This window comes from Corynebacterium guangdongense, from assembly GCF_030408915.1.
Classification (GTDB): Bacteria; Actinomycetota; Actinomycetes; order Mycobacteriales; family Mycobacteriaceae; genus Corynebacterium; species Corynebacterium guangdongense.
Genome location: NZ_CP047654.1, coordinates 1399020 through 1418341, shown reverse-complemented (window position 1 = coordinate 1418341; position 19322 = coordinate 1399020). Strand labels below are relative to the sequence as shown.

Here is a 19322-nt window from a genome sequence, read left to right as displayed (position 1 = left end):
GTCAAGTATGGAGCCCGACACACCGAACAGCCAGAGCAGGGAAGCGACACTGGCCGCCCGCAACCGGCGGCTGGCGGAGACCCTGAAGAACTCCCGCGACAAGCTGCAGCAGCTCAACGCGCAGCTGGAGGAACTCGCGGAGCCGGCGAGCACCTACGGGACCTTCCTCGCCTACGGCCAGCGGCACCGGGAGGCGGAAATCCTCAACGCCTCCGGACACCGCCTGCGGGTGAAGATCTCGCCCTTCGTCAGCCCGAACAGCCTCAAGCCGGGCATGCGGGTGCGTCTCGGCGACGGTCTCATCATCGTCGAGGAGGGCGGTTACGAGGAGACCGGGGGATTGGCGCAGCTGATGGAGCGCATCGGCGAAGACCGGGCGATCGTGGCGTCGGCGAGCGGCGAGGAGAACGTCGTCTCCCTGGCCGAACCCCTGATGGACACCGCCCGTGCCGGCGACACGCTGCTGGTCGACACCAAGCTCGGCCTGGCCACGGAGATCATCGACAAGACCGAGGTCAACCAGCTCTCGCTGGAGGAGGTAGCCGACGTCGCCTGGGAGGACATCGGCGGCCTGGACGCGCAGATCGAGCAGATCCGCGACGCCATCGAACTGCCCTTCACCTACCCGGAGCTCTACCGCCGCTACGAGCTGCACCCGCCGAAGGGAATCCTGCTCTACGGCCCGCCGGGCTGCGGCAAGACGTTGATCGCCAAGGCGATCGCCAATCAGCTCGGCGGCGGCTCCAGCCACTTCCTCAACGTCAAGGGACCCGAGCTGCTCAACAAGTTCGTCGGCGAGACCGAGCGCCGCATCCGTCTGGTCTTCGAGCGTGCCCGCGACATCGCCGAGTCCGGCCAACCCGTCATCGTCTTCTTCGACGAGATGGAGTCGATCTTCCGCACCCGCGGTTCCGGCGTGTCCTCGGACATGGAGACCACCGTCGTGCCCCAGCTGCTCACCGAGCTCGACGGGGTGGAGTCGCTGAGCAACGTCATCGTCATCGGCGCCACCAACCGCGAGGAGCTCATCGATCCGGCCATTCTCCGCCCGGGCCGCCTCGACATCAAGATCCGCGTCGACCGCCCGGACCGGGAGGGCGCCCGCGACATCACGCGGCGCTACATCACCGGGCGGCTGCCGCTGGCGGCCACGCGCGAGGAGCTCGTCGACGCCACGGTCGACGCCCTCTTCGCCGACCGTCCCTACGTTCAGCTGCGCCTCATCGACGGCGGTGAGGTGACGCTGCACTACCGCGACTTCATTTCCGGCGCCATGATCGCCAACGTCGTCGACCGGGCGAAGAAACTCGCCATCAAGGAAACGGTGGGCTCGTCGCTCGCCGGTGAGGCGGAGGTGGCCGGCCTCACGGCCGAGCACTTGCGCGCCGCCGTGATCATGGAGCAGGACGAGTCCGAGGACCTGCCCAACACCAACGACCCGGACGCCTGGTCACGCATCTCCGGCGTCCGGGGTTCCCGCATCGTCGAGGCCCGCGTGCTCAGCTGAGCCCGCCCGGCCGACATCGGACGTCGGCCGTCGGTCAATTGAAAGGAACAAGGAAAACTGCATGGCCCGCTACCTGGGTACCGAAACCGAATACGGCATCACCTGCGAGGACCCGTCGATCTCGCCGATCGTCACCTCCACCCACGCGGTGGTCGCCTACGCCAGCCTGCACACCGGCGCACGTTCGCGGTGGGACTACGCCGGGGAGGCGCCGCTCAAGGACACCCGGGGCTTCGACCTGCGCCGCTACTCGACCACCCCGGTGGTGGACCCGGACGCGATCGGCGTGGCCAATGTCGTGCTGCCCAACGGCGCGCGCTACTACGTCGACCACGCCCACCCCGAGTACTCGAGCCCGGAGTGCGCCAACGCGTGGGACGCGATGGTCTGGGACGCCGCCGGCGACGTCATCCTCAACCAGGCCGCCCAGGACATCGCGGGGCTGTGGGAGAAGAAGCACTCGGTGCTCGCGGGACACGACCCGTGTCCGCCGCTGAAGTTCTACAAGAACAACGTTGACGGCAAGGGCGCCTCCTACGGCAGCCACGAGAACTACCAGTTCCTGCGCACCACCGACTTCGACGGCTTCGCCCGGGCGCTGATCCCGTTTTTCACCACCCGCCAGATCTACGCCGGCGCCGGCCGCGTCGGCATCGGACCCGCCGGGGAGGTCGACGGCTTCCAGATTTCCCAGCGCGCCGACTACTTCGAGCAGGAAATCTCCCTGGAGACGACGCTCAACCGCGGCATCGTCAACACCCGCGACGAGCCACACGCCGACTTCCTCACCTACCGCCGACTGCACGTCATCGTCGGCGACGCGAACATGTCGCAGTACTCCAACTTCCTCAAGCTGGGCGCCACCAGCCTGGTCATCGACGCGATCGAGGAGGGGGTGGACTTCTCGGATCTGCGGCTGAGGGACGCGGTGACGGAGCTGCGCCACGTCTCCCGCGATCTCGACTGCGTCCACGAGCTCGAGCTCGCCGACGGCCGACGGCTCACCGCGCGCGAGATTCAGCGGGAGTATCTGGCCCGCGTGACGCCGCGGACCAGTGTCGACAAGCAGGTCGTCGAGCTGTGGGGGAGGATCCTCGACATGCTCGCCGATCCGTTGTCGACCAGGCACCTGCTGGACTGGACCGCCAAGTACGCCCTGGTCAAAGGCTACGTGGACCGGGGCGTGGCATGGTCCGACGCCAAGCTCAAGCTCATTGACCTGCAGTACGCCGACATCGATCCCTCCCGCAGCCTCTACCACGCGCTGGTGCGCAAGCAACGGATGGAGACGCTGGTCTCGCCGGCGGAAATCCACCGTGCGGCCGCCGAGCCGCCGGCGGATTCCCGGGCCTGGGCACGCGGCAAGATCAGCGAGGCCTACGCCAGGGACATCACCTCCGCGTCCTGGCAGCTGATCACCTTCGCCGACGGCACCCGGGTCGAACTCATAGAGGTGGACGGCTCGACGCGCGAGGAGGTGGAGGCCGCCGGCGGTCTCGAGGCATGGGTGGCCTCTCGGGGTAACATCTAGGCCATGACCAATCCGCAGCAGAACATCACCCCGGGTGGCGGAGACGACTCCGCCGATGACGCTGACGCCCTGTCCGGCGGCCAGGCCCAGATCAACACCTCCGGCACCGACGACCTCCTCGACGAGATCGACGGTCTGCTCGAGGCCAACGCCGAGGAGTTCGTCCGCGGCTACGTCCAGAAGGGCGGCCAGTGATCTACACGCGCCGTATCACCGGCATCGAGACGGAGTACGGCATCGCCGGCAAGCTCTCGCCGGAGGACACGGCGCGGTATTTGTTCCGGCCGATCGTCGCGGAGTACTTCTCCACGAACATCTTCATCCCGAACGCCTCGCGCCTGTACCTCGACGTAGGCTCGCACCCGGAGGTCGCGACCGGCGAGTGCGACCGCCTCGGCCAGCTCATCGCCCATGAGCGGGCCGGGGACCGGATCCTCAACGATCTCGCCGACACGGCCGAGAAGGCCCTCGAGGAAGAGCGGATCGGCGGTCACGTCCATCTGATCAAGAACAACGTCGACGACGCCGGCAACTCCTACGGCTGCCACGAGAACTACCTCATCGGCCGCGAGATGGTGCTCAAGACGCTGGGCAAGCAGCTGCTCGCCTTCATGATCACCCGCCAGCTCATCTGCGGGGCGGGCCTGGTCACGGAAGAGGGTTTCCTCGTCTCCCAGCGCGCGGACCAGGTCTTCGAGGGCATTTCCTCGGCGACCACACGTTCACGCCCGATCATCAACACCCGCGACGAGCCGCACGGGGACTCCTCGAGGTTCCGGCGCATGCACGTCATCGTCGGCGACTCCAACATGGCCGAGCCCACGCTCGCGCTCAAGGTCGGCTCCACCCAGCTGGTCCTGGAGATGCTCGAGGCCGGTGCCCAGCTGCCGGACCTGGAGCTGGCCGACCCGATCGGCGACATCCGCCTCATCGCCCGCGACATCACCGGCGCCACCCCCGTCAAGCTGCGCGACGGCGGGACGATCACCGCGCTGGCCATCCAGGAGATCTTCCACGGCGCCGCCGTCCAGTGGCTGCAGGACCGGCCCGCCGAACGCGATCCGGAGATGGAGCGTGTCGTCGAGCTCTGGGGCCGCACCCTGGCGGCGGTGCGCAGCCAGGACTACTCGGGCATCAGCCGCGAAATCGACTGGGCGATCAAACTGGATCTGCTCAGCCGGTACCGGGACCGGCTCGGCGGGGACTGGGCGCACCCCCGGCTCGCCCAGCTGGACCTGAGCTTCCACAACATCCGCCCCGCCCACGGCATCTACCCGATGCTCGAGGCCCGGGGCCTGGTGGATCGCTGGGTCTCCGACGAGGAGATCCTCGAGGCCACCACCACCGCGCCGCAGAGCACCCGCGCCGCGCTGCGTGGCCGCTTCCTCACCAGGGCCCGCGAGACCGGTGCCCAGGTCACCGTGGACTGGGTGCATCTCAAGCTCAACGGCGAGGGCGGAGGCATGGTCGAGCTCGCCGACCCCTTTTCCGCGGTCGACGAGCGCGTCGACGCGTTGTTAGAGAAGATGGGGTAGTGAGCGACCCGCAGATGATTCAGCGACTGACGAACCTGGCCTTCGCCCTCCTGGGCACCGGCCAGGTCCGCGAGTCCGAGTGGATTCGCGCCAACGTCGACGGATATTCGCCGCAGCAGTCTGACGAGGCCTTCGCCCGGATGCTCCAGCGCGACATCCAAACGCTGCGTCGGGCGGGGGTCCCGGTCGTCCAGACAGAGTCGGGCTACGCGGTGGAGAAGGAGTCCTACGAGCTGCCGGCCGTGACCTTCACCCCGGAGGAGGCCCGCGTGCTGGGGATGGCCGGGGAGATGGGCCGCTCCGGGGAACTGGGGGTGTTCGCCCGCTCGGGGTGGACCAAGCTGGCCGCCGCCGGCGCCGCCCGCGATCTCGCCGACGCGCCGATCTACCAGGCCGACACCGACCTCGACCGGCTGTCCCCGGAACTCCTCCGCGACGTCAGCGCCTGCATCCACCACCGGATCCGGATGCGCTTCGACTACCGGCCGATCCCCACCCGGCCCAGCGTGCGCCGCACCATGGATCCGTGGGGCGTCGTCCACTGGAACAACCGCATCTACCTCGTCGGCTGGGACGTGGACCGCGGCGCGCCTCGTAGTTTCCGGGCCCTGCGCTGCAGCGGCGTCAAGGGGCTGCGCCGCACGAGCGCCGAGCACATCGAGCCCACGGAGGATCTCCTCGAGGTGGTCAAGGCGGCGCTGGCCCAGGGCCGGGACTTCGTCGACGCGCTGGTGCGGGTCCCGGCGGGCACGGCCAAGGAACTTGCCGACGCCGGAACGCGTCAGCCGGACGACCCTGAGCTGGTGCGCATGCCCCACGTGGAGCGCGACTGGCTGGTCCGGACCGCGGCCAGCTATGTACCGGGCGTCGAGGTCCTGGAACCCGAGGACCTCCGCGACCAGATCCGGGACCTGCTCAAGGAGGCCCTGTGAGCGAGCCGAGCCCAGCACGCCGCGGCGAATCGCCCGAGAAGCTCGACGACGTCGTCCGCGCCCTCAACCTGCTGCCGTATTTCCGGGCCCACCCGCACCGCTCCGTCTTCGAGGCCGCCCGCGATCTCGGCCGCGAGCCCAAGGAGCTGCTCCAGGACCTGGCCCGCCTCCACACCAGCGGCGTCGGCCGGCACACCGAGGAGATGTTCGACCTCGTCTACGACTACCGCGCCGTGACCATCATCGAGGACCAGGGGCTGGGTCACGCGCTGCGTCTGACCCCGACCGAGGCCGGCACGCTGCTGCTCATGCTGGAGACCCTGGAGAATTCCCCGGGCCTGGTCGACCGCCAGGCCGTGGAGTCCGCCGCCCGGAAGCTGCGGGGAATCATGGACACCCACGCCACCGCCATCTATGACGCGATGGCCGATCCCGACCCGGAGGAGGCCACCCACCAGGCGCTGGTCGCCGAGGCGCTGGAATCAGGCCGCCGCCTCCGCTTCGACTACTTCAGCCTTTCCTCCAACACCTCCCGCCCGCGCCGCGTGGACCCGGTGTCGGTGTTCGTCCGGGACGGGGAAACCTACCTGGAGGGCGTCGACGTTGATGTGGTGCCCGGGGAGGGGGACAGCGGCTACCGCACCTACCGCCTCGACCGGATGGGCGACCTCGTCGTCCTCGACGAGGAGGCGCAGTCGCACCCGTCGACCCTGGGGGAGGATTTCGGTTTCGGGCACGTCGCCGAGATCCGGATCCGATCCGACGCGACGTGGCTGGTCCACTACGAGCCGATCACCCTCGGCGAGGAGCGCGGGGATGGGTGGTTTGACGCGCACCTGCGATATGGTTCCGAGGAGTGGTTGATTCGTTTCTGCCTCGGTCAGGCGGACCGTTTAACCGTGGTGGGACCGGAATCACTCGTTCGGGCGGTTGCTCGCCGAGCGCAATCGGGCCTGGACCGATATTATGAGCCGTCGGGCGGAAAGTGATCCGCCCTTCGCATCACGCTTCACGAAAGGCATTACGTCACATGAACTTGGGACCCTGGGAAATCATCGCCATTCTGGTCGTGATCGTGCTTCTCTTCGGCGCAAAGAAGCTGCCGGACCTGGCCCGCTCCGTGGGACGCTCCGCACGCATCTTCAAGTCCGAGGTCAAGGAAATGAAGAATGACGACCAGCCGCAGGCCCCGGCCGCGGCCCAGCAGAACGACGCGGAATTCTGGGACTCCCCGGAGAACCAGCCCCGCCAGATCGAGCAGCAGCAGCCGGCGCAGGACCCGCGCCTCCAGCAGCCGCAGCAGCCGTACCAGCAGCACCCGAACCAGAACAACCAGTAAGTCCCACCGCCCTGAGTTCGGTTCTCTAAAGTCCCTGCCCCGACGCGGGGAAAGGTAGTTGCTGCATGTCCTCCTCCGAGCAGTCCCTCTCTGCTTCCGCCTCGGCTGAATCGAGGCGTCGTTTCGCGCGCAAGAAGCGTCGCCGGAAGGCGAACCCGACGGGTGACATGGCGCTCGTCGAGCACCTGCGCGAGCTCCGTCGCCGGGTGATCATCTCCGTGCTCGCGCTGCTGGCCGGCACGATCCTCGGTTTCATCTGGTACGCCTGGTCCCCGCCGGGGGTTCAGACCCTCGGTGAGATCATGCGCGGACCCTACTGTTCGCTGCCGCAGGAAATGCGTGCGGACTTCTCCAACGACGGGGAGTGCCGCCTCCTGGCCACCAGCCCCTTCGAGATGTTCCTGCTGCGCATGAAGGTGGGTGCCCTGGCGGGCCTGGTCGTGTCCTCCCCGGTCTGGCTGTACCAGATCTGGGCGTTCATCACGCCGGGTCTGCACAAGGGCGAGCGCCGCTGGACGATGTCCTTCGTCGCCATCGCGGTCACGCTGTTCGTCGCCGGCGCCCTGCTGGCCTACTTCATCATCGACATCGGCCTGGAGTTTCTCCTGACCATCGGTGAAGAGGCACAGATCGCGGCGCTGACGGGCGGCCAGTACTACAACTTCGTCCTGGCGCTCATCGTCATCTTCGGCGTGAGCTTCGAGCTGCCGCTGATCATCATGATGCTCAACATCGTCGGCCTGCTGCACTACGACGCCATCCAGGGCAAGCGCAGCTACGTCGTCATCGGGGTGTTCATCTTCGCCGCGCTGCTGACCCCGGGCGGTGAGCCCTTCTCCATGCTCATCATGGCGGTGGCCGTCAACATCCTCGTGGAGCTGTCCTTCCAATTCGTGCGCTTCAACGACAAGCGCACCGGCTACGACGAAATTGCTGGTTGGAGCGACCTCGACGACGAGGAGGCCTCCGAGCTCGACTACACCCCGGATGCGGTTGAACGTGCGGCCCCGATCGCCGGCGGCGGTTCCACCCCCGCCTCCGCGTCGCCACGCCCGAGTGCGGGACCGGCGCCGTCGCGCCAGGACGACAGGCCGGCGGCGGGACCCGCCGCTCAGGAATCCTTCGGCCCCGGTACTTTCGACGACGTCCTCTAGTCCCACGTATTGTGGGACCCATGAGCTACCTCGACGAATTCACCGCCGGTCTCGCGTTCCCGCTGGATGACTTCCAGTTGGAGGGATGTCAGGCGGTCGAGGAGGGTCACGGTGTCCTGGTCTGCGCCCCCACCGGAGCGGGCAAGACCATCGTCGGCGAGTTCGCGGTCGCTCTGGCGCTGTCCCAGGGCACGAAGTGCTTCTACACCACGCCGATCAAGGCGCTGAGCAACCAGAAGTACCACGACCTGGTCGCCGTCCACGGCGCCGAGTCCGTCGGGCTGCTGACCGGGGACGTTTCCATCAACGCGCAAGCCGAGGTCGTCGTCATGACCACCGAGGTGCTGCGCAACATGATCTACGCCCAGTCCTCGGCCCTGGATCGCCTCACCCACGTCGTCATGGACGAGATCCACTATCTCGCCGACCGCGAGCGCGGCGCGGTGTGGGAGGAGATAATCCTCAACCTGGACGAGTCGGTCAACATCATCGGCCTGTCGGCGACGGTGTCGAACTCGGAGGAGTTCGGCGACTGGCTGGCCACCGTCCGCGGCGATACGCGGGTCATCGTCTCCGATCATCGCCCGGTGCCGCTGGATCAGTGGATGCTCGTGGGTCGGCGCATCTACCCGTTGTTCGAGCCGGGCACCGACGACGTCAACATCGCCCTGGAGAACCGCATCGAGCGAATCCAGTCCACCGACACCTCGGGCGAGGATTACCGGGAGGGGCGTGGCTTCCGCGCCCGCAGCGCGCAATCGCGGGGCCAGGCGGACGGCCACTCCGGGCGTTTCGGGCGCGACGCGCGCAGCGGCCCGCCCCGCCAGGAGGACAAGTTCCAGCCGGTGGGCCGACCGGACGTGGTCAAGGTGCTGGAGGGGCAGAACATGCTTCCGGCCATCTTTTTCATCTTCTCCCGCGCCGGCTGCGACGGCGCCCTGGCCCAATGCCACCGTTCCCGCCTGGTGATGACCGACCAGGAGGAATCCGAGGAGATCAAGCGCATCATCGACGCCGGCGTGGAGGGCATCCCGGAGGAGGACCTCGAGGTCCTGCGGTTCCGCCAGTGGCGCAGCGTGCTCTCCCGCGGTTTCGCCGCCCACCATGCGGGTATGCTGCCGGCGTTCCGCCACATCGTCGAGGAGCTGTTCGTCAAAGGGCTGGTGCGCGTCGTCTTCGCCACCGAGACCCTGGCCCTGGGAATCAACATGCCGGCGCGCACCGTCGTGCTGGAGAAACTGGTCAAGTACGACGGGGAGTCCCACGTCGACCTGACGCCGGGGCAGTACACCCAGCTGACCGGGCGGGCCGGTCGTCGCGGCATCGACACCATGGGCAACGCCGTGGTGCAGTGGTCCCCGGCGATGGATCCGCGAGCGGTGGCTGGTCTGGCGTCGACACGCACCTACCCGCTGATCTCGACGTTCGCCCCCGGCTACAACATGGCCATCAACTTGCTGGCGATGAACGGCTTCGAGGGGTCGGTGCGGCTGCTGGAGAAGTCCTTCGCCCAGTACCAGTCGGACGGCTCCATCGTAGACGACGTGCGCACCATCGAGCGCACCGAGCGCAAGCTCAGCGATCTGCGCGCCCAGCTACCCTATGACGACGCTGACGTCGACGCCGTCATGGAGTACGTCGATCTGCGCGCCGAACTCTCTGCGGAGGAGAAGGCCCAGCGCCGCTACTCGATGGAGCAGCGGGAGCTGGAGACAACGACCGTGCTGGCCAAACTCCAGGTCGGGGACGTCATCGCCATGCCGGGCAAGAAGCACCCGATTCTGGCCACCGTCGTCACCCCGGCCAGCCAGGCCAGGGATCCGCGACCCTGGGTGACCACCGAACGCGGCTGGTCCGGGCGCATCGACGCCGCGGGCTTCGCCAACCCGCCGGTGGTCGTCGGGCGCATGCGGCTGCCCAAAAACGTCACCCATCACCCGCGGAAGAACACCCGCTTCGTCGTCGAGGCTTTTCGGCGCGACAGTTTTGACCGCCCGAAGAAGATGCGCACCCAAGCGCGCGTCCGGGACTCCAAGAAGGTCGTGGCGCTGCGGGAGGCGCTGCACAACCACCCCGTGCACAACTGGAAGGCCGTGGAACGCGAGCAGGCCGCCCACCTCGGCGCGAAGATACACCGCGCGGAGAATGATCTGGCCCGCCTGCGCGGCAAGGTCTCGGAGGCGTCGGACACGCTCGGCCGCCACTTCGAGCGCATCATCGACCTGCTGACGGAGCTGGACTACGTGGGCGTCGAGAGCGGGGAACCGCACGTCACCGACGAGGGCGAGCGCCTCGCGCTCATCCACAACGCCTCGGACCTGCTCGTCGCCCAGTGCCTCAAGCGCGGCATCTGGGACGACCTGGACCCCGCGGAGCTGGCGGGCGTGGTCTCCATGTGCGCCTTCGAGCCGCGCAAGACCACGCACGGTGAGCCGAGCGCGCCGACCGACCCGATGGTCGACGCCATGAACGGCACCGAGCGGGTGTGGGAACAGCTCGCCTCGGACGAGCGCCGGCACCAGCTGCCGACCTCCCCGATGCCGGAGGCGCAGTTCGCCCTGGCCATGCACCAGTGGACCGCGGGCGCGCCGTTGGGCTACTGCCTGGCCGCGGCCGCCGAATCCGGCGCGGAGCTGACCCCGGGCGACTTCGTCCGGTCGGTCCTGCAGGTCATCGATCTGCTGGAGCAGGTGGCCAAGACCGCCTACTCCGACGACACCCGGCGCACGGCCCGGCGCGCCATCGACGCCGCCCGTCGCGGGGTGGTGGCGATCGGCACCTAGGCGCGCTGGCGGGCCCGGAGTATCTCCACGGCCGCGGCCAGTTGTCGGCGCATCGGGCCGACCATGCCGACCGTGGCCACGCCCAGATTCCGGCCGAGGGGATCGAGCACCAAGGACTGGACGGCGGCGACCTCGCCGTCGACGATGACCGGCGCGCCCGAGTCGCCCTTGACCACCTTCGGCGCGCTGTAGGTCAGCGCGGGGTGGGCGACCACGGTGCCCAGATCGCGCGACATGGAGAAGGGCAGCCAGCCCACGACACAGCCGATCTTCTCCACCGCGGTGCGGCGCCCGCCGCCGAAGCCGTGCGTCGCGCAGGCGCTGAAGGGGCGAGGGCGGCGGTGGGCCAGCCCGGGCAGGTCCCGGGGCGGGGCGGGGGCGGCAAGCCGGACGACGGCGAGGTCAGTGCCGGGGATGTTGGCCCAGTCGACGACGTCACTGGTGAACATTGGGCCGCTGGCGGCGCGGATACCGTCCTCGACACGGCGACCGCGAAAGAAATGTCCACAGGTCAGGACCAGGTCGCTGGCCCGGGCGGGGGCGGGGGCGAGGTCGTCGGCGATGAGCACGCCGGAGCAGTAGGACTGGTGCTGGGTGAACTTCACGGTGACGGGTCGGGCCATGGGGCCCGAGCCTAGTTGCCCGTACAGTGGGCCACATGATTGCAGCAACGTTTGACAGCTCCGTGTACGCCGATCGCCTGCGGCGGGCGCAGCGCCTGGTCGGCGACAAGGGGCTGGCCGGCATCCTCATCGGCACCGGCCCGGAGTTCGCTTATCTGACCGGCAGCTGGGTCTCCTCCCACGAGCGGTTGACGGCGGTCGTCGTCACCCCGGGCTCGGTGGCCGTCGTGGTTCCCGGCACCGACCTCGGCGACCTCGGGGAGGCCGGACGCCTGGAGCTCGACATTCGGGCCTGGTCCGATGGTGAGGATCCGCACCAGCTGGTGGCGGATCTGCTGGCCGAGGGCCCCGTCGGGCTGGGTTCGAGCCTGACCGCCGACCACGTCATCGCGCTGCGCTCGCGTCTGCGCGGAGATTTCGTGCTGGCCACCGATGTGCTGGCGGAACTGTTCACGGTCAAGGACGTCGCCGAGATCGAACAGCTGGCCTTCGCCGGCCGGGCCATCGACAAGGTGCACGCCAGGGTGCCGGAGCTGCTCCGGGCGGGGCGCACGGAGGCCGAGGTGGCCGCGGAGCTGAGCCACCTCATTCTGGCGGAGCACGATGCGGTGGACTTCATCATCGTCGGCTCCGGCCCGAACGGCGCCAACCCGCACCATTCCTTCTCCGACCGGGTGCTCCGGGCCGGGGATCCGGTGGTCGTCGACGTCGGCGGCTCGGTCGGAGTGGGCTACCACTCGGACTGCACCCGCACCTACGTCGTCCCGGGAGCGCCGGCGCCCGCGGATTTCCTCGAGGCTTACGCGGTGCTGGAGCGGGCGCAGGCGGCCGGTGTCGCGGCGGTGCGCCCGGGCGTGACGGCGCAGCAGGTGGACCGGGTCACCCGCGAGATCATCGCGGAGGCGGGCTTCGGTGACCTCTTCACGCACCGGACCGGTCACGGCATCGGTCTTTCCCTCCATGAGCAGCCATTCATCATCGCCGGCAACGACCTGGAACTGGCCGAGGGCATGGTGTTCTCGGTGGAGCCGGGGATGTACCGCCCGGGCGAGTGGGGGATGAGGATTGAGGACATCGTCGTCGTCTCCGACGCGGGCGCCAAACCCTTGAATTTTCAACCAAAGATGTTAGGGTAGCGACCATGACAACCACCAACGCACTGTTCGTCGGCCACGGCACCCCGATGAACGCCATCGAGGACAACACCTTCACCCAGACCTGGCAGAAGCTCGGCCAGGAGATCGAGACCAACCAGGCGCCGCGCGCCATCCTCTCGGTGTCCGCGCACTGGTACACCCGGGGCACCGGCGTCACCGCGATGACCAACCCCAAGACCATCCACGACTTCTGGGGCTTCCCGCCGGAGCTCATGGCCGTGCAGTACGACGCCCCGGGCGACCCGGAGATCGCCGAGCTGGTCAAGGACGTCGCCAAGCCCGACCTCGTCGAGTCCGACTACAACTGGGGCCTGGATCACGGCACCTGGTCCGTGCTCAAGCACATGTTCCCGGAGGCGAAGATCCCGGTCGTCCAGCTCTCTATCGACGGCACCAAGCCCTATTCCCACCACCTCCGGCTGGGCCAGAAGCTTGCCCGCCTGGCCCGCGAGAACAACGTGCTCATCGTCGGCTCCGGCAACGTCGTGCACAACCTGCGCATGGCCGCGCCGAAGTACGGCGACACCGGCATGGAGTGGGCCGACGCCTTCGACGAGTCCGCCAAGGAGATCATGCTGGCGTCCCCGGAACGCTTCGAGACCCTCCTGGAGCATGAGGCCTTCCAGGCCGCAGTGCCCACCCCGGACCATTTCCTGCCGCTGGCCTACGTCGCCGGCGTCACCGCCGGGATGAGCGAATCCGGCAGGGCGCAGACCGTCTCCGCCTTCAACGACATGCGCACCTGGGGTTCGCTGTCGATGACCGGCTACCAGATCGCCTCCTAGGAGGCGTCCGGCGCCCGGGGACGCTACGATCGGTCACCATGATTCTCCTGCTTGGTGGCACCAGTGACATTGGGACCGAGACCGTGCAGCGCCTGTGCCAGGGGCGCACGGTCGTCGCGGCGGCGCGGCGCCCCGAGGCCGTACCCGATTTCCCGGGTGCGGCCTCCCGCCATGTCCTGCCCTTCGACGCCGCCGACCTCACCGGTCACCGGCGCCTCGTCGAGGAGGCGGAGAGAACAGCGGGGGAGAAGGTCGACATCGCCGTCGTCGCCTTCGGCATCCTCGGCGACCAGGCCCGGGCGGAAGCCGACGAGGCCCACGCCGCCGAGATCGCGACCGTCGACTACACCGCCCAGGTGTCCATGCTCACCGTCCTGGCCGATCACATGGACTCCGGCGACATCGTCGCCTTCAGTTCCGTGGCCGGCTGGCGGGCCCGCCGGGCCAATTACGTCTACGGCTCGACCAAGGCCGGCCTGGACGCCTTCTGCCAGGGCCTGTCGGATCGCCTCCACGGCACGGATCTGCGCCTCTACGTCGCCCGCCCGGGCTTCGTCATCGGTTCCATGACCGAGGGAATGACGCCGGCACCGATGTCGGTGACCCCGGCCCAGGTCGCCGAGGCAGTCGTCGCCCGCGTGCGGGCTGGCCGGCCCGGCACCTTCTGGGTCCCCGGTGCGCTGCGCGTCCTGGCGGGGGTGATGCGGCTGGTCCCGCGCCCGATCTGGCGTCACATGCCGCGGTAGGCGGTCTCGTACTCACCCTCCGCGTGCGCCTCGTACTCGAGGAAGTGCCCGGAAGGGCGCCCGCAGCCGCGCGCGCAGCCGATGAGATGGACGCGCTCCGCAGGGCCTGCGGAGGCCAGCCGGGCGGCGTCGGCGCGCACGTCGGAGAGCGCGTGCGCGCACCCGGGCCTGCCGACGCACGACGTCACCTTCAGCCAGGGCGACCCCGCGTCGAAGACCACGCCCCAGGGGGCGAGAATCCTCACCGCCGCGTCGGCGTCCCCCTCGGGCAGGTCATGGATGATGAGCGAGCGCCAGGGGGTGAGGGTGACCGGGCGGGCCAGGGCGGCCAGCAGTTCCGCCAGCCGAGGCGGGAAAATCCCCAGTGGAAGCACCCCGGCCAGGTCGACGCGGCCGTCCTCGAGCGGCAGCCAGCCGATGGGCGGGGTCACCGGTCCGGGGCTGCGCCGGTGCGCCGGGCCCGCCCCAACGATACGGGCGAGCGCCTCCGCCGGGGAGACGTCGGTGGTGAGCAGAGCGTGGAGCCGCTGCGTGGCGACGTCCCCGGTGCCGTCGTCGATGCCAACGGTGAGGGTCCGGGGCAGGCCCGCGTCGTCAAGCAGGCGGGCAATCTCGCGGGCGTGCGACAGCGCCGCGGCGGAGCGGGGCGTCGCGAGGACACGGTGGCGGCTGCCATGCTCCCGCCAGGCCGCGCGCAGCGCCTCGACGTCGCCGACCGAGCGCAGCAGCAGCCGGCCCCGGGCGGTGACGGACAGTTCCCCGCCCAGCGCCGCGGCCGCCGCGAAGACCCGGGCCGCGTCCTCACCCTCGAGTCGGCCACCGGGAATTGACAGGAACGCCGCCGGTCCGTCGGCCGCGTCGTAGAAATCAACCATGGTCCAGGAAGTCTACAGTGGTGCCCATGAGCAGACCCTGGCGAGCCGGCACCACGCGACGCCTCGCCCGCACCCTGCTCCCCCTGCTGCATGACACGCTCAGCGGCGGCGCCCGTCGCGCCCTCGGCCTGGCGCCGATGCCCTGGCGTGACGAGGAGAGACGCGACGGCGCGCGCAGCCCCTCCTTCGGCTCCGCGACCTGGGTGACGGGCCTGAAGCCGGGCAGCCTCCTGCGGTCCCGGCGGATGCGCACCGTCGGCCTGGCGGGCAGTCTCAACCCCGCCGACAGCCTCCGCTTCGAGTACGTCACCAGCGACTCCTCCGGCCGTCTGATCACCGCGACGGGCGCGCTCTTCCAGCCGAAGGTGCGCACGGGCGTTGTCGTCGCCTTCGCCCCGTCGACCCAGGGCGTGGCTCGCCACTGCGATCCCTCACTGAGCTGCACCGTGGGCGCCAACGCCTGGCGGCGCGCCCCGTACGACCTGGTCGTCACCTATGAGCAGCCGACGATCAACTATCTCGTCGCCGCCGGTTGCCAGGTCATCCTCACCGACTATCCGCGGGATCCGACGCTCGGGGTGCAGCTCTACTGCGACCACCCCTCCAGCGCCCGCGCGCTTGCCGACGCCGTCCGCGCCTGCCGGGAGTTCGGCGTCGACGACTCCACGCTCGGGCTGTGGGGATTCTCCCAGGGCGGGGGAGCGGCCGGCAAGCTGCTGGAGGAGCCGGACTACGCCCCCGACGTGCGCCCGCGGGCGGCGGTCATCGGCGCGCCACCCTCGGATCTGCACGCGGTGCTCCGCCACGTCGACGGCTCCATGGTCACCGGCGTCATCGCCTATACGGTGGCCGGGCTCATGGTCACCTCCCCGGAGATTCTCGCGGAGGTCCTCGACCAGCTCAATGACCACGGACTGAATGAGCTCATCGCCAACGCCGCGCTCTGCGCCGGCGGCTCGGTGGCCTCCTCCGGATGGACCTCCACCGCATCCTGGTCGAGGGACGGCCGGCCGCTGGCGGAGGTGGCCGAGGATCTGCCGTACACGATGGCGGAGATACGGCGCCGTCGGCTGGGGGCGGCCGCTCCCGAGGTCCCGGTGCGGTTGTGGGGATCGCTGCACGACGACATCGTCCCCTTCGCCACGGTGTCCCAGGTCCACCGCTCCTGGATGGCGCTCGGGGCGGGGACGACGCTGGAGTGGCAGACCCGCACGCTGCCGAACATTCCGGGACGCACGGGCCTCAACCATTTCGCACCGTATTTCCAGGGACTGACCGACGACGTCGGCTGGTTGCTGGAGCAGGTGCGCAGGTAGGCTGTCGGCATGCCGTTTTTGCTGGTCTTTCTCTACGTCATCGCCGAGGTCCTCGCCTTCGTGGGCATGTCCTCCTGGCTCGGATTCGGATGGGCGCTACTGCTCATGATCGCACTGATGGGCGGCGGCTCCGTCCTCGCCGCCGCCCAGCTGCGCCGCCCCCGCGGCACCCCGATGGAGCAGGCGGCCACGACCGGCATCCTCATGGTCGCCATGCTGCTGTCCGCCATCCCCGGCTATCTGACCAGTATGCTGGCATGGCTGCTCATCATTCCGCTGAGCCGACAGCTGCTGATGAACCTCATCGCCAAGAAGATCAAGGTCCAGATGGAAGACTTCGGCGCCCGCCTCTACCAGCGCTCGCCGATGGCCCAGCAGCAGGACTTCTACGGATCCTTCATCACCCCCCAGGGAGCGCGCCCGGACGGCGCGACGCCGGACTCCTCGGTCATCGACGAGGATGAGATCCGTCAGTGGACCCGGGACGTCAGCCCCGAGGACTTCAACAACGGAGAATCCAAGTAGATGTGGTTCCTTCTCGCGCGTCTGGCGCTGGCCGCCACCTCCGGCGTCCTCGTCTTCGCCTCCTTTGAGCCCATCGGCTGGTGGCTGTGCGGCGTCCTCGGCATCGCGCTACTGTACTTCACCCTCATGCGCTGGCCGTGGCGGGGCGGCGACCGTCCCACCCTGCGCCAGGGCCCGCTCCTCGGGTTCGTGCACGGGCTGGTGCTCTACCTCATGCTGCTGCCGTGGGTGGGGGAGTTCGTGGGCACCATCGCCCACGTCGGTCTGGCGGTGACCTGCGCCCTCTACGCGCTGATCACCGGCTGGGCGGGCACCGCCATCGCCCGCTGGCGCTGGGGATGGGCCGCCTTCCCCTTTCTCTACGTGGCCGTAGAATTCGCCCGCAGTTCCTGGCCCTTCGGCGGTTTTGCCTGGGTCCGCCTGGCCTGGGGCCAGATCAACGGGCCGCTGGCGAACCTGGCGGCCTGGGGAGGTCCGGCCCTGGTCAGCCTCGCGGCCGCGCTCGTCGCCACCGGCCTGGTCGCCGCTTTCCTTCGCGATCAGCGTGCCGTGGGCAGCGTGACCGCCCTCGGGCTGGTCGCGGTCGGTCTGGTCGCCGGGCTCGGAGTCAACCGGCCGGACGCCACCGTCGGCGAGGTCGAGGTGGCCGCCATCCAGGGCAACGTCCCGCGGATGGGTCTGGACTTCAACGCGCAGCGCCGCGCCGTCCTGGGCAACCACGTCCGGGTCACCGAGGAGCTCGCCGCCTCCGGCGCCCGGCCGGACCTGGTGATCTGGCCGGAGAACTCCTCCGACGTCAACCCCTTCGCCGACGCGGAGGCGGCCCGTCTCATCAACCGCGCCGTCGACGCGATCGACGCGCCCATCCTGGTGGGCACGATCACCCGTGACCAGGTCGGCGACCGCAACACCATGCAGGTGTTCGACCCGGAGACCGGGGTCGGGGAGTACCACAACAAGATCTACCTGCAGCCCTTCGGCGAGTGGATGCCCTTCCGCGAGGTATTCCGGATCTTCAGCCCCTACGTCGACGCGGCCGGCGACTTCAAGCCGGGCGACGGCGACGGCACCGTGACCATGGGCGGGGTCACGCTCGGCGTGGCCACCTGCTACGAGGTCATCTTCGACGACGCCTACCGCGATGCAGTCCGCAACGGCGCGACGCTGCTGACTACCCCGACCAACAACGCCACCTTCGGTTTCACCGACATGACCTACCAGCAGCTGTCCATGAGCCGCATGCGCGCCATCGAGACGGACCGTGCGGTGGTCGTCGCGGCCACCTCCGGCGTGTCCGCCATCGTCCATCCAGACGGCAGCGTCAGCCAGAAGACCAGGATTTTCGAGCCGAACGCGCTGGTGGAAACCCTGCCGTTGCGGGAAGGTGTGACGTTAGCGGTACGGTATGGTGACTGGATCCAGATCGCGATCGTTATGATGGGTCTCGTCCTGGGCATCGCGGCACTGTTCCTCAACCGGGGCCGGAGCACCGGCCCGCGGGCGGCAACGAAAAAGACGGCGCCGGCAGCGGCCCGGAAAACCGCCCACAAGTCCACGCGACGCACGCGCACCAAGTAACGCCACCTGAAGGAGTCCCGCTGGTGAATAATCCGGCTGACACAGCTCTCGTCATCATCCCGACCTACAACGAGATCGAGAATCTTCCGCTGATCATCGGCCGTCTCCGGGCCGCCCAGCCGGACGTCGACGTCCTGATCGTCGACGACAACTCCCCGGACGGCACCGGGGACAAGGCCGACGAACTGGCCGCCGCCGACGCCGCCGTGCACGTCCTGCACCGCACCGAGAAGTCCGGCCTCCTCGGCGCCTACCTCGCCGGCTTCGAGTGGGGCCTGGCGCGCGACTACCAGGTCCTGGTCGAGATGGACGCCGACGGCTCCCACGCCCCGGAGCAGCTCCACCTGTTGCTGGCGCAGATCGAGGACGGCGCCGACGTCGTCATCGGTTCCCGCTACCTCGACGGCGGCAAGGTCGTCAACTGGCCGAAGGACCGCCTGTTCCTGTCCAAGGGCGGAAACGCCTACATCGGCGTCATGCTGGGCACCGGCCTGACCGACATGACCGCCGGCTACCGCGCCATCCGCCGGGAGGTCCTCGAGACCCTCGACCTGGGCGAGCTCTCCCGCAAGGGGTATATCTTCCAGGTCGACTTCGCCCGCCGCGCGGTCGACGCCGGCTTCGACGTCCGTGAGGTGCCCATCACCTTCACCGAGCGCGAGTACGGCGAGTCCAAGCTCGACGGCAGCTTCGTCAAGGACTCGCTCGTCGACGTCACCCGCTGGGGTGTCGAGCACCACAGCTCGCAGGCCAGGAACCTTGCGGAGTCGATTGTCGGGCTCGTCAAGTTTGAATACGGGCGCTCCGCCCTGCCTGGCACGGCCAGCCGCCTCAAGAAGCGCGTGGACCTGGGCAAGAACCTGGCCGGCTCCATCAACGGTCTTGTTCGTTACGAGGCCGGCCGCGCGGGCCTGCTGAAGAAGAAGCGCTAAGGCA

General features: G+C 69.0%; 18 protein-coding genes. 16 read left to right on the top strand and 2 right to left on the bottom strand.

What is annotated here, in order from left to right; translation table 11 throughout:
• Positions 1–7: 7 nt before the first annotated feature.
• From arc to CGUA_RS06670, 9 genes are all read left to right on the top strand, one after another.
• Positions 8–1507 carry a proteasome ATPase gene (gene arc / locus CGUA_RS06710; RefSeq protein ID WP_290193995.1) on the top strand — a complete coding sequence of 500 codons (1500 nt, stop codon included), beginning with the start codon at positions 8–10 and terminating at the stop codon, positions 1505–1507.
• A gap of 61 nt (positions 1508–1568) precedes the next feature.
• Entirely contained in the window at positions 1569–3038 is a 1470-nt protein-coding gene (dop, locus tag CGUA_RS06705; protein WP_290193993.1) for a depupylase/deamidase Dop, read from the top strand.
• Positions 3039–3041: 3 nt separating this feature from the next.
• A complete protein-coding gene (locus CGUA_RS06700) occupies positions 3042–3233 on the top strand; it encodes a ubiquitin-like protein Pup (RefSeq protein WP_290193991.1) in 192 nt (63 codons plus the stop codon).
• Positions 3230–4573: a Pup--protein ligase gene (gene pafA / locus CGUA_RS06695; RefSeq protein WP_290193989.1), complete on the top strand. Its 1344-nt coding sequence runs from the start codon at positions 3230–3232 to the stop codon at positions 4571–4573. The genes CGUA_RS06700 and pafA overlap by 4 nt, the downstream gene beginning before the upstream one ends.
• Positions 4573–5505, top strand: a complete 933-nt coding sequence (locus CGUA_RS06690) for a helix-turn-helix transcriptional regulator (RefSeq protein ID WP_290193987.1) — start codon at positions 4573–4575, stop codon at positions 5503–5505. The genes pafA and CGUA_RS06690 overlap by 1 nt, the downstream gene beginning before the upstream one ends.
• Positions 5502–6494, top strand: a complete 993-nt coding sequence (locus tag CGUA_RS06685; protein WP_290193986.1) for a helix-turn-helix transcriptional regulator — start codon at positions 5502–5504, stop codon at positions 6492–6494. Before CGUA_RS06690 ends, CGUA_RS06685 begins: the two co-directional genes overlap by 4 nt.
• 41 nt (positions 6495–6535) lie before the next feature.
• Positions 6536–6844, top strand: a complete 309-nt coding sequence (gene tatA, locus CGUA_RS06680) for a Sec-independent protein translocase subunit TatA (RefSeq protein ID WP_290193985.1) — start codon at positions 6536–6538, stop codon at positions 6842–6844.
• Between the two features lie 65 nt (positions 6845–6909).
• Positions 6910–7998 carry a twin-arginine translocase subunit TatC gene (tatC, locus tag CGUA_RS06675; protein ID WP_374725030.1) on the top strand — a complete coding sequence of 363 codons (1089 nt, stop codon included), beginning with the start codon at positions 6910–6912 and terminating at the stop codon, positions 7996–7998.
• A 20-nt stretch (positions 7999–8018) separates the two neighbouring features.
• Complete coding sequence (locus CGUA_RS06670; protein ID WP_290193984.1) at positions 8019–10781, top strand: DEAD/DEAH box helicase; 2763 nt, start codon at positions 8019–8021, stop codon at positions 10779–10781.
• Here the strand turns inward: CGUA_RS06670 and CGUA_RS06665 are convergent.
• Positions 10778–11404, bottom strand: coding sequence for a trypsin-like peptidase domain-containing protein (locus CGUA_RS06665; RefSeq protein WP_290193982.1), 627 nt, complete (start codon positions 11402–11404; stop codon positions 10778–10780). The genes CGUA_RS06670 and CGUA_RS06665 overlap by 4 nt on opposite strands.
• 35 nt (positions 11405–11439) lie before the next feature.
• On the opposite strand from CGUA_RS06665, the gene CGUA_RS06660 reads away from it, so the two are divergent.
• From CGUA_RS06660 to CGUA_RS06650, 3 genes are read left to right on the top strand one after another with little or no spacing between them, the layout of a single operon-like run.
• Positions 11440–12540 carry a M24 family metallopeptidase gene (locus CGUA_RS06660; protein WP_290193980.1) on the top strand — a complete coding sequence of 367 codons (1101 nt, stop codon included), beginning with the start codon at positions 11440–11442 and terminating at the stop codon, positions 12538–12540.
• A 5-nt stretch (positions 12541–12545) separates the two neighbouring features.
• Complete coding sequence (ygiD, locus tag CGUA_RS06655; RefSeq protein WP_290193978.1) at positions 12546–13346, top strand: 4,5-DOPA-extradiol-dioxygenase; 801 nt, start codon at positions 12546–12548, stop codon at positions 13344–13346.
• A gap of 38 nt (positions 13347–13384) precedes the next feature.
• Complete coding sequence (locus CGUA_RS06650; protein WP_290193975.1) at positions 13385–14092, top strand: SDR family oxidoreductase; 708 nt, start codon at positions 13385–13387, stop codon at positions 14090–14092.
• On the opposite strand, the gene CGUA_RS06645 is transcribed toward CGUA_RS06650, so the two are convergent.
• Positions 14077–14967 carry a 4Fe-4S domain-containing protein gene (locus CGUA_RS06645; RefSeq protein ID WP_290198282.1) on the bottom strand — a complete coding sequence of 297 codons (891 nt, stop codon included), beginning with the start codon at positions 14965–14967 and terminating at the stop codon, positions 14077–14079. The genes CGUA_RS06650 and CGUA_RS06645 overlap by 16 nt on opposite strands.
• A 26-nt stretch (positions 14968–14993) precedes the next feature.
• On the opposite strand from CGUA_RS06645, the gene CGUA_RS06640 reads away from it, so the two are divergent.
• From CGUA_RS06640 to CGUA_RS06625, 4 genes are read left to right on the top strand one after another with little or no spacing between them, the layout of a single operon-like run.
• On the top strand, positions 14994–16283 hold the full coding sequence (locus CGUA_RS06640; RefSeq protein WP_290198281.1) for a lipase family protein: 1290 nt from the start codon (positions 14994–14996) through the stop codon (positions 16281–16283).
• A 9-nt stretch (positions 16284–16292) separates the two neighbouring features.
• Complete coding sequence (locus CGUA_RS06635; protein WP_290198280.1) at positions 16293–16808, top strand: FxsA family protein; 516 nt, start codon at positions 16293–16295, stop codon at positions 16806–16808.
• Complete coding sequence (gene lnt / locus CGUA_RS06630) at positions 16809–18386, top strand: apolipoprotein N-acyltransferase (RefSeq protein ID WP_290198279.1); 1578 nt, start codon at positions 16809–16811, stop codon at positions 18384–18386. It abuts the gene before it with no gap.
• 23 nt (positions 18387–18409) lie between these two features.
• Positions 18410–19318 (top strand): polyprenol monophosphomannose synthase, encoded by a 909-nt coding sequence (locus tag CGUA_RS06625; protein ID WP_290198278.1) that lies wholly within the window; start codon positions 18410–18412, stop codon positions 19316–19318.
• Positions 19319–19322 lie beyond the last annotated feature (4 nt).

Bases quoted from the DNA above. Each gene is read 5' to 3' on its own strand.
- CGUA_RS06670 (WP_290193984.1), top strand. From the start codon at position 8,019: ATGAGCTACCTCGACGAATTCACCGCCGGTCTCGCGTTCCCGCTGGAT.
- CGUA_RS06650 (WP_290193975.1), top strand. From the start codon at position 13,385: ATGATTCTCCTGCTTGGTGGCACCAGTGACATTGGGACCGAGACCGTG.
- CGUA_RS06660 (WP_290193980.1), top strand. From the start codon at position 11,440: ATGATTGCAGCAACGTTTGACAGCTCCGTGTACGCCGATCGCCTGCGG.
- lnt (WP_290198279.1), top strand. From the start codon at position 16,809: ATGTGGTTCCTTCTCGCGCGTCTGGCGCTGGCCGCCACCTCCGGCGTC.
- CGUA_RS06665 (WP_290193982.1), bottom strand. From the start codon at position 11,404: ATGGCCCGACCCGTCACCGTGAAGTTCACCCAGCACCAGTCCTACTGC.
- CGUA_RS06645 (WP_290198282.1), bottom strand. From the start codon at position 14,967: ATGGTTGATTTCTACGACGCGGCCGACGGACCGGCGGCGTTCCTGTCA.
- CGUA_RS06640 (WP_290198281.1), top strand. From the start codon at position 14,994: ATGAGCAGACCCTGGCGAGCCGGCACCACGCGACGCCTCGCCCGCACC.
- ygiD (WP_290193978.1), top strand. From the start codon at position 12,546: ATGACAACCACCAACGCACTGTTCGTCGGCCACGGCACCCCGATGAAC.
- arc (WP_290193995.1), top strand. From the start codon at position 8: ATGGAGCCCGACACACCGAACAGCCAGAGCAGGGAAGCGACACTGGCC.
- dop (WP_290193993.1), top strand. From the start codon at position 1,569: ATGGCCCGCTACCTGGGTACCGAAACCGAATACGGCATCACCTGCGAG.
- CGUA_RS06635 (WP_290198280.1), top strand. From the start codon at position 16,293: ATGCCGTTTTTGCTGGTCTTTCTCTACGTCATCGCCGAGGTCCTCGCC.
- tatA (WP_290193985.1), top strand. From the start codon at position 6,536: ATGAACTTGGGACCCTGGGAAATCATCGCCATTCTGGTCGTGATCGTG.
- tatC (WP_374725030.1), top strand. From the start codon at position 6,910: ATGTCCTCCTCCGAGCAGTCCCTCTCTGCTTCCGCCTCGGCTGAATCG.
- CGUA_RS06700 (WP_290193991.1), top strand. From the start codon at position 3,042: ATGACCAATCCGCAGCAGAACATCACCCCGGGTGGCGGAGACGACTCC.